Genomic DNA, 17222 nt, shown 5'->3' with positions numbered 1-17222 from the left:
CAGCTTTCCTTTCTGCTCCGGGAAACCCCGTCCACTCCGGTGGGCGGGGTTTCCTGCATCCGGGGCATGCACCGACAGCCGGTGGAGTTCTGAAAAAGATGGTGGGCTCTCCTTTTCATGCTCTTCAGACAGCCCTAGACTTTGGATTTGTGCCTACCCCCGCGGCCACCCCGGCCGGAGCCCCCGCTGCCCAGGCCCTGCCGGCGCCACAGTCCGGAGGGAAGAAGCAGTTCACCCTGACAGTGCTCGGCACAACCGACCTGCATAACAACGTCTTCAACTGGGACTACTTCACGGACACCGCCTACGCGGATGCGGCGGGCAACAAAATCGGGATCGCCCAGGCGGCCACGCTGATCAAGGCCATGCGGGCCGAGCGGGGCGAACAATGCACCCTGACCATCGACGCGGGCGACACTATCCAGGGCACGCCGCAGGCCTACTACTTCGCCAAAATCCGCCCTATCTCCGACTCGGTCACACACCCCATGGCCCTCGCCATGAACGCGGTGGGCTACGACGCCGCCGCGCTTGGCAACCACGAGTTCAATTACGGCATCCCGCTGCTTCGCACCTGGGAGAGGCAACTTGGTTTCCCGCTCCTCGGTGCCAATATCCACGATGCCGTGACCGGGAAGCGCGCCTTCACCCCGTACGTGCTCAAGCGCGTGAAGACGGACAACGGCTGGCTGACGGTGGGACTGGTCGGCTTCGTAACACCCGGTTGCGTGCTGTGGGACCGCGACAGCGTCCAGGGAAAACTCGACTTCAACGGGATCGTCGAGGAAGCCGGTATCGTCATCCCGCAAATGAAGGCTGCCGGAGCCGACGTCGTGATCGTCTGCAGCCATTCAGGAGCGACGCCGGGATCCTCCTACGGCGACGCTCTTCCGTTCCCGGAAAACGTCTCCACACAGCTTGCCGAGGACGTGCCGGGGATCGATGCCATCCTGGTCGGTCACGCCCATGTGGAGATCCCGGAACGATTCGTCCGGAACAGGGCCACCGGCAGGCAGGTGCTCCTGACAGAACCACTGAAGTGGGGCATGCGGGTTGCCGTGATGGACCTCCAGGTGGCCAAGGCGAAGGGGCGCTGGAGCGTCACTGCGGCCTCCTCCCAGCTGCTGGACGCGAAGACCGCCGAGGCGGATCCCGCCGTCGTCCGCGCTGTTCAGGCCGGGCACGAGGCCACAGTGGCGTACGTGAACGAGGTGATCGGAACGTCCACGGCCCCGCTCAGTACGGCCACCGCCTGCTGGGAGGACTCCGCGGCCATCGACGCCATCAACTACGTCCAGGCCCGCACCATCAAGGCAGAGCTGGCCACTGGTCCGGCAGCGGGTCTTCCGGTGCTGTCCATTGCCGCGGCGTTTTCCCGCGCCGTGGACGTCAAAGCCGGCCCCCTGACCATCCGTGATGTCGCGGGGCTCTACATTTTCGACAACACGTTGTTGTCCATCAAGGTCACCGGTATGCAGCTGAAGGCCTACCTCGAATGGTCCGCGCAGTACTTCAAGCCGGTCGGTTCCGCTACGGCCCGCGCGGCTGACGTCACCAATGCCAGCACCGCGATGGCACCGAACGGAACCCCGGACTACAACTACGACGTCGTGTACGGCCTTGACGCCCCGCTGACCTATGACATCGACCTGGCACGGCCCGTGGGCGAGCGTATCGTCGGCCTCAGCTACGGGGGAGAGGCGCTGCGGGTGGACCAGGAATTCGCCATGGCCATCAACAACTACCGCCAGAGCGGCGGCGGGAACTTCCCGGCAGTCAGAACAGCACCCGTCCTGTCGAACAGCCAGCAGGAGATCCGGCAGCGCATCATTGACTACGTTGTTGACAACGGCACCCTTGATGCAGCCCTCTTCAGCCGGAATGACTGGCGGCTTGTGGTCAACGGCCAGCCGCTGGCGGTCACACCCTAGGGGTAGCGGCCGGGCGGCGCGGGGAACTAGACGGCGTCGCTGATGTCCGCGACCACGGCGTCCAGCGCCGCGGTCAGGGCATCGGCGTCCACGAACGCACTGTAGCCGTGCTGCCCGGCCCCCATGGAAATCCGCCGCCCTGTGATGGCCACGTCCGCGTAGACCGGCCAGGGCGTGGTGCTGCCCAGCGGGGTGATCGTGCCGCGCTCGTAACCGGTGGCCTCGAGCGCGACGTCGGCGGGCGGCAGGGAAAGTTTGTTGACGCCCAGAAGGCTGCGGAGCTTCGGCCAGGAAATCTGGCGGTCTCCCGGCACCAGGGCGAACAGGAAGCTGCCGTCCTTGTGCTTGACCACCAAGGACTTCACAATGTCCGACGGCTGGATACCCAGGATCCGGGCGGCTTCTTCGAGGCTGTTCGCGGCGAGGCGCTCCACGAGCTGCACCTCCAGCCCGCGGGCGGCGGCATCGGCAAGGAACCGCTCCCTGCCGGTGCCGCTGGTGCCTTTCGTGCCGCCGGTGGCTGTGTCGGCGTTACCAGCCACAGTCGTCAGTCCCGGTAGAGGAGGAGGGCTTCGCCCTGCCCGCCGCCGCCGCACAGGGATACAGCGGCCTTGCCGGAGCCGCGGCGTTTCAGCTCGTGCGCGGCATGTCCGGCCAGGCGGGCGCCTGAGGCCCCGATGGGGTGCCCGAGCGCGATGGCGCCGCCATGGATGTTGCACTTCTCCAGCGGGTACTGGAGGTCCTTGAGCGACTGGACGGCAACGGAACCGAAGGCCTCGTTGATCTCAATGAAGTCGAGGTCCGCGGTGGTCCATCCGGCACGGTCCAAGGCGCTCTTGATTGCATTGGACGGCTGCGAGTGCAGCGAATTGTCCGGGCCCGCAACCTGGCCCGGCTTGCCCACAACTGCGAGGTAGTCCAGGCCGTTGTCTTCCGCGAACTTCCGGGTGGTCAATACCAGGGCGGCAGCGCCGTCGGACAGGGGAGAGGAGTTGCCTGCCGTGATGGTGCCGTCGCTGACGAACGCGGCACGGAGACCGGCCAGCGACTCGACCGACGTGTTCGGGCGCACGCCTTCGTCGGTGGCCACCACCACCGGGTCCCCCCTCCGCTGTTTGACGCTGATCGGGGCGATTTCGTCGTCGAAAACTCCGTTCTTCGCGGCCAGGGCGGCGCGCTGGTGGGACTGGGCTGCCACGTTGTCCTGCGAGGTCCGGTCGATGCCCAGAACCAGGTTCTTGCTTTCCGTGGACAGCCCCATGGATTGTCCGTCGAAGGCGTCGGTCAGGCCGTCATGCGCGGCCACGTCCAGCGCCTGGACAGTCCCGTAGGTCCAACCCTGCCGGGAACCCGGCAGGATGTGCGGCGCCCGGGACATGGATTCCTGACCGCCGGCGACGACGACGGCGGCGTCACCGCTGCGGATCATGCGGGCGGCGTCGATCACGGCCGTGAGGCCGGAAAGGCACACTTTGTTGATAGTGACCGTGGGGACGTTCCAGCCGATGCCGGCGCCGATGGCGCTCTGCCGCGCGGGGTTCTGGCCCGCTCCCGCCTGCAGGACCTGGCCCATGATGACCGCATCCACCTGCTCCGCGGCAACGCCGCTCGCAGCCAGGGCCGCCTTGATGGCGTGCGCCCCGAGCTCCACCGCCGTGAAGCCGGCTAGCTGGCCGTTCAGGCGCCCCTGCGGCGTGCGGGCCGCAGCGAGGATGACAACATCATTGTTGTCTGGGGAGTTGCTCATGGTTATCTCTTCCGATCTGTGACGATGTAGGCCAAGGCTATCGTGAGCCGAATCACCTATCCATTCAAACGCATGCGCGGCAGGCTCCATTCCGCCGCGGATGGGTAGGCCTGCCCATCAAGTGAATGTGCGGCGCCGGACAGGGCTGAGTAGGGTGGATGGCGGATACGCCCGTCCCGGGAAGACGTTGTGGGGAAACAGGAGCTCAGATGAAGAAGATACTTGCAGTCGCGGCCATCGCAGGCCTGGCCGGACTCACGGCCTGCAGCGTTTCCACTCCCGCGCCGGACAGCACCACGTCGACGGCGGCCCCTGCCACGTCCTCTTCCACGCCGTCCCAGGCGTCGCCGTCGCGGTCTTCCGGCAGTTCCACCGCCGCCAGTGCGGGCGTGAAGGAAGCATGCGAGAAGTTCAACACCCTCTACGCCGAATACAAGGCGGCGAGCGGTGACGCCAATGCTTACGAGGACATCTACCTCAAAGCCGAGGACGCCAAAGCTGCCGTTTCCGGAGATCTCGAAGGTCTTTTCGCTGCTCTCAGCCTCATCGCCATCGACCATTCAGCAGCTGGCGGTAACGGCGAGCCGGAGCAGGCTTCCAAGGACGCGGTCCGCGATGCGGTGTTTGCCAATGCCGGCGCCTGCACCGCCGAAGGCGTGACCCTCACGCTGTAGCGGCCCGCCTGTAGCGATGCAGCTGGGGCGGTGCGCAGGCCAACTAGGTGCCCGCGGCAACAGTGCTTGCAATAAGCGGGGAAGTGGGGTAGACACGTACGCCGTTTTGCCGTATCGTAGATATTTGCGTCTTCCCTGTTTACCTTCAGCCTTCATATAGCGGTGGGCTTTGCCTAGCAGCTGATCCATCAACGTGCCGTCAAAGACGTGTCACACCGTGGGCAGCCTGGGTCCCGGGTCATATAGCGGAACCGGACTGGTAGCGCTGCGGAGTCATTCTGCAGGGCTTGCAACGGGGGAGATCTGAAAACGCCTGAAGGTCTGTGGAAGGATCCCTCTTGGTCGCCTCGAGCACCTCTAATGTAAACAACGCTACCGCTATCAATGCCGACAGCACCGATGGTGCCACTCGCCGGCTCTCATTCGCAAAGATTCACGAACCTCTTGACGTTCCGAATCTGCTTGCCCTGCAAACGGACAGCTTCGACTGGCTGGTCGGAAACGAACGCTGGCAGGCACGCGTTGCGAAGGCCGTCGAAGAAGGCGACCTCAGCGTCGCCACTAGCTCCGGTCTGTCTGACATCTTCGAAGAGATCTCCCCGATCGAGGATTTCCAGGGCACCATGTCCCTGAGCTTCTCCGACCCGGAGTTCGCTGATCCCAAATACACCATGGCAGAGTGCAAGGACCGGGACGCTACGTACTCGGCTCCGCTGTACGTTAAAGCCGAATTCATGAACAACAACACGGGCGAAATCAAGCAGCAGACCGTGTTCATGGGTGACTTCCCGCTGATGACCGAGAAGGGCACCTTCGTCGTCAACGGCACCGAGCGTGTCGTTGTCTCCCAGCTGGTCCGTTCTCCGGGCGCATACTTTGAGCGCACTGCCGACAAGACCAGCGACAAGGACATCTTCACTGCGAAGATCATCCCGTCCCGCGGTGCCTGGTTCGAGCTCGAAATCGATAAGCGCGACCAGGTCGGCGTCCGCCTTGACCGCAAGCGCAAGCAGTCCGTCACGGTGCTGCTGAAGGCCCTCGGCTGGACCGAAGGCCAGATCCTCGAAGAGTTCGGTCAGTACGACTCCATGCGCGCAACGCTGGAGAAGGACGCAACTGAAACCCGCGAAGACGCCTTGCTGGACATCTACCGGAAGCTGCGACCGGGCGAGCCGCCCACCGTCGAGGCTGCCCAGTCCCTGCTGGACAACCTGTACTTCAACTCCAAGCGCTACGATCTGGCCAAGGTCGGCCGTTACAAGATCAACCGCAAGCTTGGCATCGACCGCTCCCTTGGCGACAAGGAAGCTTCGGTCCTGCACGTCGAAGACATCGTTGCCATGATCAAGTTCCTGGTTGCACTGCACGCCGGCGAGAAGACCCTCACCGGCAAGCGCGACGGCCAGGACCACGAGCTGCGCGTCGAAATCGATGACATCGACCACTTCGGCAACCGCCGCATCCGCGCCGTCGGCGAGCTCATCGAGAACCAGGTCCGCACCGGCCTGTCCCGTATGGAGCGCGTTGTCCGCGAGCGAATGACCACGCAGGACGTCGAAGCCATCACGCCGCAGACGCTGATCAACATCCGCCCGGTGGTGGCAGCCATCAAGGAGTTCTTCGGAACCTCCCAGCTGTCCCAGTTCATGGACCAGAACAACCCGCTGTCGGGTCTGACCCACAAGCGCCGTCTGTCCGCGCTTGGCCCGGGTGGTCTGTCCCGTGACCGTGCAGGCATGGAAGTCCGAGACGTTCACCCGTCCCACTACGGACGTATGTGCCCCATTGAAACCCCTGAAGGCCCGAACATTGGTCTGATCGGTTCGCTGGCATCCTACGGCCGCATCAACCCCTTCGGTTTCATCGAGACGCCTTACCGCCTCGTATCCGAGGGTGTCGTGTCCGATGAGGTCCAGTACCTGACGGCCGACGACGAAGCAGAGGTCCTGATCGCTCAGGCCAACGCTCCGCTGGACGAGAACAAGAAGTTCGCCGAAGAGACCGTCCTGGTCCGCGCCCGTGGTGGTGGAGGCGAGCCCGTGCTGGTTCCCGCCGCCGACGTCGAGTTCATGGACGTTTCCCCGCGCCAGATGGTGTCCGTGGCTACGGCCCTGATCCCGTTCCTCGAGCATGACGATGCAAACCGCGCACTCATGGGTGCCAACATGCAGCGTCAGGCCGTGCCGCTGGTCCGTTCCGAGGCGCCGTTCGTCGGTACCGGCATGGAGCGCGCCGCTGCAGTCGACGCCGGTGACGTTGTCATCGCCAAGAAGGCCGGTGTGGTCACCGAGGTGTCCGCTGAACTCGTCATCATGCTCAACGACGATGGCACGGAAACCAACTACCGCATCAACAAGTTCGCGCGTTCCAACCAGGGCAACTGCTACAACCACCGTGTCCTGGTGAGCGAGGGCCAGCGCCTGGAGGTCGGCGGCATCATCGCTGACGGCCCGGCAACGGACCAGGGCGAACTTGCCCTCGGTAAGAACCTGCTCGTGGCATTCATGTCATGGGAAGGCCACAACTTCGAGGACGCCATCATCCTCTCGCAGCGCATTGTTGCCGAGGACGTTCTTTCCTCCATCCACATCGAGGAGCACGAGATCGATGCCCGCGACACCAAGCTTGGTGCCGAGGAAATCACCCGTGACATCCCCAACGTGTCCGAGGAAGTCCTGGCAGGCCTGGACGAGCGCGGCATCATCCACATCGGTGCCGAGGTTGAGGCCGGCGACATCCTGGTCGGAAAGGTCACCCCGAAGGGTGAAACCGAACTGACCCCGGAAGAGCGCCTGCTGCGCGCCATCTTCGGCGAGAAGTCCCGTGAAGTCCGCGACACGTCCCTGAAGGTTCCGCACGGCGAGTCCGGCACCGTCATCGGCGTCCGCGTCTTCGACCGCGACAACGACGACGAACTGCCCCCGGGCGTCAACCAGCTGGTCCGCGTTTACGTGGCCGCCAAGCGCAAGATCACCGACGGCGACAAGCTCGCCGGCCGTCACGGCAACAAGGGTGTTATCTCCAAGATCCTTCCGATCGAGGACATGCCCTTCCTTGCCGACGGTACGCCTGTTGATATCGTCCTGAACCCGCTGGGTGTTCCGGGCCGTATGAACGTCGGCCAGGTGCTCGAAACGCACCTCGGCTGGGTTGCCAAGACAGGTTGGAAGATCGAAGGCGAGCCCGAGTGGGTCAAGCAGCTGCCGAACCTGCCGCGCGAGAGTGGTTCAACCACTGTTGCAACTCCGGTCTTCGACGGTGCTCGTGAAGAGGAAATCACGGGCCTGCTCGACTCCACCAACGTGACCCGCGACGGTGACCGCCTGATCAACTCCTCGGGCAAGACCCGCCTGTTCGACGGCCGCTCCGGCGAGCCGTTCCCGGATCCGATCTCGGTCGGCTACATGTACATCCTGAAGCTCCACCACCTGGTGGACGACAAGATCCACGCACGCTCCACCGGCCCGTACTCCATGATCACGCAGCAGCCGCTGGGTGGTAAGGCTCAGTTCGGTGGCCAGCGCTTCGGTGAAATGGAAGTGTGGGCGCTCGAGGCTTACGGCGCTGCCTACACGCTCCAGGAACTGCTCACGATCAAGTCGGATGACATCCATGGTCGTGTGAAGGTCTACGAAGCCATCGTCAAGGGCGAGAACATCCCGGAGCCGGGCGTTCCTGAGTCCTTCAAGGTCTTGATCAAGGAAATGCAGTCGCTGTGCCTGAACGTGGAAGTGCTTTCCACGGACGGAACCACAATTGAAATGCGTGACTCTGATGACGCAGTCTTCACGGCTGCGGAAGAACTGGGCATCGATCTGTCTCGTGCAGAGCCCAGTTCCGTAGAAGAGGTCTAGAGTCCTCCGGAGCAAGGCAGCCGGCCCGCCGCGCTGCCTTGCTCCGGGGCTCCCTCTTCCCGTAACCCAAGACTTCAGAATTTAGAGAACAAGAGAGAACAGGGACCATATGTCCAGCGAATCCTCCTTCGGCCTCATGCAGATCGGCCTCGCCACCGCGGAAGACATCCGTGGCTGGTCTTACGGCGAGGTTAAGAAGCCGGAAACCATCAACTACCGCACGCTCAAGCCCGAGAAGGACGGCCTCTTCTGCGAGAAGATCTTCGGCCCGTCCCGCGACTGGGAATGCTACTGCGGCAAGTACAAGCGCGTGCGCTTCAAGGGCATCATCTGCGAGCGGTGTGGCGTTGAGGTCACCCGCGCCAAGGTCCGCCGTGAGCGCATGGGCCACATCGAACTGGCTGCGCCCGTAACGCACATCTGGTACTTCAAGGGTGTTCCGTCCCGCCTGGGCTACCTCCTTGACCTGGCACCGAAGGACCTTGAGAAGGTCATCTACTTCGCTGCCTACATGATCACGAGCGTCGACACCGACAGCCGCCACGAGGAACTGCCCAACCTGCAGGTTGAGCACGACATCGAGAAGAAGCAGCTGGTTGACAACCGCGACTCCGACATCGCCACGATCGCCCGCGACCTCGAGAACGAGCTTGCCCGTCTCGAAGGCGAAGGCGCCAAGGCTGCCGACAAGAAGAAGGCCCGTGACTCCGCGGACCGCCAGATGGCCAACGTGCGTAAGCGTGCCGACGCCGACATCGAACGCCTTGAGCAGGTCTGGGACCGCTTCAAGAACCTCAAGGTCGCCGACCTCGAAGGCGACGAAGGCCTGTACCGCGAACTGCGTGACCGCTACGGCATGTACTTCGAAGGCTCCATGGGTGCCGAAGCCATCAAGAAGCGCCTTGAGAACTTCGACATGCAGGCCGAGTCGGACCTGCTGCGCGACATCATTGCCAACGGCAAGGGCCAGCGCAAGACCCGCGCACTGAAGCGACTGAAGGTTGTCAACGCATTCCTGACCACCAACAACAGCCCGCTCGGCATGGTGCTGGACGCCGTCCCGGTGATCCCGCCGGAACTGCGCCCGATGGTCCAGCTGGACGGTGGCCGCTTCGCGACCTCCGACCTCAACGACCTCTACCGCCGCGTGATCAACCGCAACAACCGCCTCAAGCGCCTGCTTGACCTGGGTGCTCCGGAGATCATCGTCAACAACGAGAAGCGCATGCTTCAGGAAGCTGTTGACAGCCTCTTCGACAACGGCCGCCGTGGCCGTCCGGTCACCGGACCGGGCAACCGTCCGCTGAAGTCCCTGAGCGACATGCTCAAGGGCAAGCAGGGCCGCTTCCGCCAGAACCTCCTGGGTAAGCGCGTTGACTACTCCGGCCGTTCGGTCATCGTCGTCGGTCCGCAGCTGAAGCTGCACCAGTGCGGCCTGCCCAAGCAGATGGCGCTGGAGCTCTTCAAGCCGTTCGTGATGAAGCGCCTGGTTGACCTCAACCACGCCCAGAACATCAAGTCGGCCAAGCGCATGGTTGAGCGTTACCGTCCGCAGGTCTGGGACGTTCTCGAAGAGATCATCACCGAGCACCCTGTGCTGCTGAACCGTGCACCTACCCTGCACCGCCTCGGCATCCAGGCGTTCGAGCCCCAGCTTGTTGAAGGCAAGGCAATCCAGCTGCACCCGCTGGTTTGTGGCGCCTTCAACGCTGACTTCGACGGCGACCAGATGGCAGTCCACCTGCCGCTGAGCCCCGAGGCCCAGGCTGAGGCACGCATCCTGATGCTGTCCTCGAACAACATCCTGAAGCCGTCTGACGGCCGCCCGGTGACCCTTCCTTCGCAGGATATGATCATCGGCCTCTACCACCTGACCACCAAGCGTGTCGGTTCAGCTGGCGAAGGCCGCATCTTCTCCTCCGTTTCGGAAGCCATCATGGCGTTCGACCTGCACGAGCTGCACCTGAACTCCCAGGTCAAGATCCGTCTTGAGGGCTTTGTCCCTTACGCCGGCTGGGAAGCTCCGGAAGGCTGGGAGCCGGGTCAGACCGCGCTCGTCCAGACCTCCCTGGGCCAGGTCATCTTCAACCAGACCCTGCCCGAGGACTACCCGTGGGTTGAGGCTGTTGCCGACAAGGGCGAACTGTCCCGCATCGTCAACGACCTCGCCGAGCGCTACCCGAAGGTTGTCACCGCGGCAACGCTGGACAACCTGAAGGATGCCGGTTTCTACTGGGCCACCCGCTCAGGCGTCACTGTCGCCATCTCCGACATCGAGGTTCCGGCCGAGAAGCCGGTCATCCTTGCCGGTTACGAAGAGCGCGCCGCGAAGATCCAGGGCCAGTACGACAAGGGCCTGATCGACGACGACGAGCGTCGCCAGGAACTGATCGAGATCTGGAACAAGGCGACCAACGAGATCGCGCAGGTCATGCGTGACAACCTGTCGCCGATGAACACCATCAACCGCATGGTGTCCTCCGGCGCACGTGGTAACTGGATGCAGGTCCGTCAGATCGCGGGTATCCGTGGCCTGGTGGCCAACCCTAAGGGTGAGATCATCCCGCGTCCGATCAAGTCCTCCTACCGCGAGGGCCTGTCGGTGCTGGAATACTTCATCGCGACGCACGGTGCCCGTAAGGGTCTGGCTGACACCGCCCTGCGTACCGCCAACTCGGGTTACCTGACCCGTCGTCTGGTGGACGTCTCGCAGGACGTCATCGTCCGTGAAGAGGACTGCGGCACCGAACGCGGCCTCGTCACCCCGATTGCCGTGGCTGACGCCAACGGCGAGCTGGTCCTGGACGAGAACGTTGAGAACAGCGCGTACGCCCGTACCCTGGCCGTGGACGTCGTTGACTCCAAGGGCAAGGTCCTGGCTGCCGGCGGCACCGACTGCGGCGACGTCGTCATTGCCGAACTGTTCGCAGCCGGTATCACCGAGGTCAAGGTCCGCTCCGTACTCACCTGTGAGTCCAGCGTCGGCACCTGCGCCCTGTGCTACGGCCGTTCGCTGGCCACCGGCAAGACCGTGGACATCGGTGAGGCAGTGGGCATCATCGCTGCACAGTCCATCGGTGAGCCCGGTACCCAGCTGACCATGCGTACGTTCCACACCGGTGGTGCTGTTTCCGCCAGCGGCGGCGACGACATCACCCAGGGTCTGCCCCGTATCCAGGAGCTCTTCGAAGCCCGTACTCCGAAGGGTGTCGCACCGATTGCAGAAGCAGCCGGCCGCATCGCCATCGAAGAGTCCGAGCGCCAGATGCGCCTGGTCATCACTCCGGATGACGGCAGTGAAGAGATCGCCTACCCGGTCCTTCGCCGCTCACGCCTCCTGATTGAAGACGGCCAGCACGTCGCGGTGGGCCAGAAGCTCATCAACGGTCCGGTCGATCCCAAGCAGGTACTTCGCATCATGGGTCCCCGTGCTGCACAGAAGTTCCTGGTGGACGAGGTCCAGGGCGTGTACCGCAGCCAGGGCATCGGTATCCACGACAAGCACGTCGAGGTTATCGTCCGCCAGATGCTGCGCCGCGTCACGGTCATCGAATCGGGTGAATCCGACCTGCTCCCCGGCGAACTCGCCGAGCGCAGCCGCTTCGAAGACGCCAACCGCCGCGTTGTGTCCGAGGGCAAGACTCCGGCTTCCGGACGTCCTGAGCTCATGGGTATCACCAAGGCATCCCTGGCAACCGAGTCCTGGCTGTCGGCAGCTTCCTTCCAGGAGACCACCCGCGTCCTCACGCAGGCGGCCATGGAAGGCAAGAGCGACCCGCTGCTCGGCCTCAAGGAAAACGTCATCATCGGTAAGCTCATCCCGGCCGGCACGGGTCTCCCGCGCTACACGGAGGTCACGGTGGAGCCGACTGAAGAAGCGAAGGCAAACCTGTTCACGGGTCCCAGCGCATTCAGCGACTTCTCCTACGACACCCTGGGCGGTGACGGAGCTCCTGAGTTCCACGCCATCCCGCTGGATGACTACGATCTCGGCAGCGACTTCCGCTAACCGTTAGTTAGTTCGGCGTCGGGCCCCGTCACCTCTCTGTTTTGAACAACGGAGCGGTGGCGGGGCCTTTCCGTTGGCCCGATTAAGGCCTGGCGGCTGTCCATGTTAGACTGGATACCAATTGTTATTGTGGCAGTGGATGAGAGCGCCGGCTGAGCTGAAAGGCAAAGCCAGAGCGACGTTTCCGGTTTGCAGGGTTCTTGTGCAACGTATGCCACATTTTTGCATGCCTAGGGACCAATCGCGACGCGAGTCCGGTCCCGGTCTGCGATCCGACTATTAAGGCTTCGCCTCAGCTGCTCTGGAGATTCTTCAAAGCTCGGGCGGCGGGGCAAAGCAAAAGGAGAGCGGCTGTCAGCGGCCGCTCCGGATAAAACGGAGAACACGAGAGTGCCTACGATTAACCAGCTGGTCCGTAAGGGCCGCACGCCTAAGGTCAAAAAGACCAAGGCTCCCGCGCTTAACGGCAGCCCGATGCGCCGCGGTGTTTGCACCCGCGTCTACACCACCACCCCGAAGAAGCCGAACTCGGCTCTGCGTAAGGTTGCACGTGTGCGCCTTAACGGTGGCGTTGAAGTCACTGCCTACATCCCCGGTGTGGGCCACAACCTCCAGGAGCACTCCATTGTGCTCGTCCGTGGCGGTCGTGTGAAGGACCTTCCGGGTGTCCGCTACAAGATCGTCCGTGGCGCCCTCGATACCCAGGGTGTGAAGAACCGTAAGCAGGCCCGCAGCCGCTACGGCGCAAAGATGGAGAAGAAGTAATATGCCTCGCAAGGGTCCGGCCCCCAAGCGGCCGCTAGTTCTAGATCCCGTATACGGCTCCCCGCTGGTCACGCAGCTGATCAACAAGGTGCTCGTAGACGGCAAGAAGTCCACCGCTGAGCGCATCGTTTACGGTGCACTCGAAGGCGCACGCGCCAAGTCCGGCGGCGACCCCGTTGCTGCCCTCAAGAAGGCCATGGAGAACGTCAAGCCTTCCCTTGAGGTCCGCTCCCGCCGCGTCGGTGGCGCAACCTACCAGGTTCCGGTCGAAGTCAAGCCGGGCCGCTCCACAGCGCTGGCCCTTCGCTGGCTGGTCGGCTACTCCAAGGCCCGCCGCGAGAAGACCATGACCGAGCGCCTCCAGAACGAAATCCTGGATGCCTCCAACGGTCTCGGTGCCGCTGTGAAGCGTCGCGAAGACACCCACAAGATGGCCGAGTCCAACAAGGCCTTCGCACACTACCGCTGGTAATACTTCCCGGACGCCGCCGGCTCGACAGAGCCGGCGGCGAACGTGCAGTCCATCCGAAAGGGAGACACCGTGGCACAGGACGTGCTTACCGACCTTAGCAAGGTCCGCAACATCGGCATCATGGCCCACATCGATGCCGGCAAGACCACTACTACCGAGCGCATCCTGTTCTACACGGGTGTGAACCACAAGATCGGCGAAACGCACGACGGCGCTTCGACGACTGACTGGATGGAACAGGAAAAGGAACGCGGCATCACCATCACGTCTGCCGCCGTGACCTGCTTCTGGGAAAACAACCAGATCAACATCATCGATACCCCCGGGCACGTGGACTTCACGGTTGAGGTTGAGCGCTCCCTGCGCGTCCTCGACGGTGCAGTTGCCGTGTTCGACGGCAAGGAAGGCGTGGAGCCGCAGTCTGAGACTGTGTGGCGCCAGGCTGACAAGTACAACGTCCCGCGTATCTGCTTCGTCAACAAGATGGACAAGCTCGGCGCTGACTTCTACTTCACCGTCGACACCATCATTAGCCGCCTCGGTGCCAAGCCGCTCGTCATGCAGCTGCCGATCGGCGCCGAGAACGACTTCATCGGCGTCGTCGACCTCCTGTACATGCGTGCACTGGTCTGGCCCGGCGACTCCAAGGGTGACGTCACCATGGGTGCCAAGTACGAGATCCAGGAGATCCCGGCTGACCTCAAGGAAAAGGCCGAGGAGTACCGCGCAACGCTCATTGAGACCGTTGCCGAGGCCTCCGAAGAGCTCATGGAGAAGTACCTCGAAGGCGAAGAAATCTCCGTCGACGAGCTCAAGGCCGGCATCCGCAAGATGACGATCAACTCCGAGATCTACCCGGTCTTCTGCGGTTCCGCGTTCAAGAACCGTGGCGTTCAGCCGATGCTGGATGCTGTTGTCGATTACCTGCCGAACCCGCTCGACGTCCCCCCGATGATCGGTCACGATCCTCGCGACGAAGAGAAGGAACTGACTCGTAAGCCGTCTTCCGAAGAGCCGTTCTCCGCGCTGGCCTTCAAGATCGCTGCGCACCCCTTCTTCGGCCAGCTGACCTTCATCCGCGTGTACTCCGGTCACGTGGAAGCAGGCGCCCAGGTGGTTAACTCCACCAAGGGCAAGAAGGAGCGCATCGGCAAGCTGTTCCAGATGCACGCCAACAAGGAAATGCCTGTTGAGGGCGCTACCGCCGGCCACATCTATGCAGCCATCGGTCTGAAGGACACCACCACGGGTGACACCCTGTGCGATTCGGCCAACCAGATCGTTCTCGAGTCCATGAGCTTCCCGGAGCCCGTGATCTCGGTTGCCATCGAGCCGAACACCAAGGGTGACCAGGAGAAGCTCTCCACGGCCATCCAGAAGCTCTCCGCTGAGGACCCGACCTTCCAGGTCTCCCTCAACGAAGACACCGGTCAGACCATCATCGCCGGCATGGGCGAGCTCCACCTGGACATCCTGGTGGACCGCATGCGCCGCGAATTCAAGGTCGAGGCAAACGTTGGCAAGCCCCAGGTTGCTTACCGCGAAACCATCAAGCGTGCTGTAGAGCGTCATGACTACACGCACAAGAAGCAGACCGGTGGCTCGGGTCAGTTCGCAAAGATCCAGATCGCCATCGCGCCGTTGGACACGTCCGACGGCGAGCTGTACGAGTTCGAGAACAAGGTCACTGGTGGCCGTATCCCGCGCGAGTACATTCCGTCTGTTGATGCAGGTATCCAGGATGCACTGAACGATGGCGTCCTGGCCGGCTACCCGGTGGTTGGCATCAAGGCCACGCTGATTGACGGCGCGTACCACGATGTTGACTCCTCGGAAATGGCGTTCAAGATTGCCGGCCGTATGGCTTTCAAGGAAGCCGCACGCAAGGCGAACCCCATCCTGCTCGAACCGCTGATGGATGTTGAGGTCCGCACCCCTGAGGAATACATGGGTGAAGTTATCGGTGACCTCAACTCACGTCGTGGCCAGATGCAGTCTATGGAAGATGCCCAGGGCGTCAAGGTTATCCGCGCACACGTCCCGCTGTCCGGCATGTTCGGTTACATCGGCGACCTGCGTTCAAAGACCCAGGGCCGCGCTGTGTACTCCATGACGTTCCACAGCTACGCCGAGGTCCCGAAGGCATTTGCCGACGAGATCATCCAGAAGAACCGCGGCGAGTAGTCCACCGGACTTTCACCGCGACAAACTCGGGTGCGTTTCCGGTTCCGGAAATAAGCCCGGTGCAGATGGCCGGTTCCCGGTTAGATGCAGTCCGGTCAAGCCGGGCTCCGGCCATCTGCACGAACAGGCTCGAGGGACTAGTATTAGTTCCTGAATCTGCAATTTCACCAATCCAAGCCCCCCAAGTAGACTTACTGAAGTTTCGGCCGCGACAAGCGCAGCCGAAGGGTAAGTCATTTGAAAACGTTCTAGGAGGAACCTGTGGCAAAGGCAAAGTTCGAGCGGACTAAGCCGCACGTTAACATCGGTACCATTGGTCACGTTGACCACGGTAAGACGACGTTGACGGCCGCCATTTCCAAGGTGCTGTACGACAAGTACCCGACTCTCAACGAGAAGCGTGACTTCGCGTCGATTGACTCTGCTCCCGAAGAGCGTCAGCGCGGCATTACCATCAACATCTCCCACGTTGAGTACCAGACCGAGAAGCGCCACTACGCACACGTAGACGCTCCGGGTCACGCTGACTACATCAAGAACATGATCACCGGCGCTGCCCAGATGGATGGTGCAATCCTCGTGGTTGCCGCCACTGACGGCCCGATGGCTCAGACCCGCGAGCACGTTCTGCTCGCCCGCCAGGTTGGTGTTCCCTACCTGCTGGTGGCACTGAACAAGGCTGACATGGTCGACGACGAGGAACTCCTCGACCTCGTTGAAATGGAAGTTCGTGAGCTCCTGAGCTCGCAGGGCTTCGATGGCGACGAAGCACCGGTCGTGCGCGTTTCGGGCCTGAAGGCCCTGGAAGGCGACCCGGAGTGGGTCAAGTCCGTTGAGGACCTGATGGCTGCTGTCGACGAGTCCGTTCCCGACCCGGTACGTGACCGCGACAAGCCGTTCCTGATGCCGATCGAAGACGTCTTCACGATCACCGGCCGTGGCACCGTTGTAACGGGCCGCGCCGAGCGTGGAACCCTCGCGATCAACTCTGAGGTCGAGATCGTCGGCATCCGTCCGGTCCAGAAGACCACGGTTACCGGTATCGAGATGTTCCACAAGCAGCTCGACGAAGCATGGGCCGGCGAGAACTGTGGCCTGCTGCTCCGCGGTCTGAAGCGTGATGACGTAGAGCGTGGCCAGGTTGTCGTCAAGCCGGGTTCCATCACCCCGCACACCGACTTCGAGGCTAACGTCTACATCCTCTCCAAGGACGAAGGCGGACGTCACAACCCGTTCTACTCCAACTACCGCCCGCAGTTCTACTTCCGCACGACGGACGTAACCGGCGTTATCACCCTGCCGGAAGGCACGGAAATGGTTATGCCTGGCGACAACACTGAGATGACCGTTGCGCTCATCCAGCCGATCGCTATGGAAGAGGGCCTCGGCTTCGCAATCCGCGAAGGCGGCCGCACCGTTGGTTCAGGACGTGTCACCAAGATCATCAAGTAGTACTTGACGATCAAGGATCAGGAAGCCGTCTAACGGCCATCTGATACTTATCAACAGCCCCGCTGCGTTTCGACGCGGCGGGGCTGTTTTTTGCTAAAGTTAATCCAGTCGCTGGATAAAATATTGCGCCCACT

10 protein-coding genes are annotated in these 17222 nt (G+C 62.6%); 8 read left to right on the top strand and 2 right to left on the bottom strand.

Features of this window, described 5'->3' with window-relative positions:
• The first annotated feature begins 149 nt into the window (after positions 1 to 149).
• Positions 150 to 1931, top strand: a complete 1782-nt coding sequence (locus ARTH_RS15175; protein WP_232223527.1) for a bifunctional metallophosphatase/5'-nucleotidase — start codon at positions 150 to 152, stop codon at positions 1929 to 1931.
• 26 nt (positions 1932 to 1957) lie between these two features.
• On the opposite strand, the gene ARTH_RS15170 is transcribed toward ARTH_RS15175, so the two are convergent.
• Together ARTH_RS15170 and ARTH_RS15165 are read right to left on the bottom strand one after the other, a co-directional pair.
• Positions 1958 to 2473: an aminoacyl-tRNA deacylase gene (locus ARTH_RS15170; protein WP_011692819.1), complete on the bottom strand. Its 516-nt coding sequence runs from the start codon at positions 2471 to 2473 to the stop codon at positions 1958 to 1960.
• Positions 2474 to 2478: 5 nt separating this feature from the next.
• The gene (locus tag ARTH_RS15165) at positions 2479 to 3678 is read right to left on the bottom strand and encodes an acetyl-CoA C-acetyltransferase (protein WP_011692818.1); all 1200 of its coding nucleotides are present in this window, start codon (positions 3676 to 3678) and stop codon (positions 2479 to 2481) included.
• Between the two features lie 209 nt (positions 3679 to 3887).
• On the opposite strand from ARTH_RS15165, the gene ARTH_RS15160 reads away from it, so the two are divergent.
• The 7 genes from ARTH_RS15160 to tuf all read left to right on the top strand — a co-directional run bounded on the left by ARTH_RS15160 (position 3888) and on the right by tuf (position 17088).
• Positions 3888 to 4352: a hypothetical protein gene (locus tag ARTH_RS15160; protein ID WP_011692817.1), complete on the top strand. Its 465-nt coding sequence runs from the start codon at positions 3888 to 3890 to the stop codon at positions 4350 to 4352.
• A gap of 338 nt (positions 4353 to 4690) precedes the next feature.
• Positions 4691 to 8206, top strand: a complete 3516-nt coding sequence (gene rpoB / locus ARTH_RS15155; protein ID WP_011692816.1) for a DNA-directed RNA polymerase subunit beta — start codon at positions 4691 to 4693, stop codon at positions 8204 to 8206.
• Positions 8207 to 8315: 109 nt separating this feature from the next.
• Positions 8316 to 12215, top strand: coding sequence for a DNA-directed RNA polymerase subunit beta' (locus tag ARTH_RS15150; RefSeq protein WP_011692815.1), 3900 nt, complete (start codon positions 8316 to 8318; stop codon positions 12213 to 12215).
• A gap of 390 nt (positions 12216 to 12605) precedes the next feature.
• A complete protein-coding gene (gene rpsL, locus ARTH_RS15145) occupies positions 12606 to 12980 on the top strand; it encodes a 30S ribosomal protein S12 (protein ID WP_011692814.1) in 375 nt (124 codons plus the stop codon).
• Position 12981: 1 nt separating this feature from the next.
• A complete protein-coding gene (rpsG, locus tag ARTH_RS15140) occupies positions 12982 to 13452 on the top strand; it encodes a 30S ribosomal protein S7 (RefSeq protein WP_011692813.1) in 471 nt (156 codons plus the stop codon).
• A 69-nt stretch (positions 13453 to 13521) separates the two neighbouring features.
• Positions 13522 to 15636 (top strand): elongation factor G, encoded by a 2115-nt coding sequence (fusA, locus tag ARTH_RS15135; RefSeq protein ID WP_043430888.1) that lies wholly within the window; start codon positions 13522 to 13524, stop codon positions 15634 to 15636.
• A 261-nt stretch (positions 15637 to 15897) separates the two neighbouring features.
• Positions 15898 to 17088 (top strand): elongation factor Tu, encoded by a 1191-nt coding sequence (gene tuf / locus ARTH_RS15130; protein ID WP_003803827.1) that lies wholly within the window; start codon positions 15898 to 15900, stop codon positions 17086 to 17088.
• Positions 17089 to 17222 lie beyond the last annotated feature (134 nt).

Origin of the sequence: Arthrobacter sp. FB24, from assembly GCF_000196235.1 — a bacterium.
Lineage (GTDB): Bacteria > Actinomycetota > Actinomycetes > Actinomycetales > Micrococcaceae > Arthrobacter.
The sequence above is the reverse complement of the archived record's forward strand: the minus strand, read 5'-3'. Positions and strand labels throughout refer to the sequence as shown.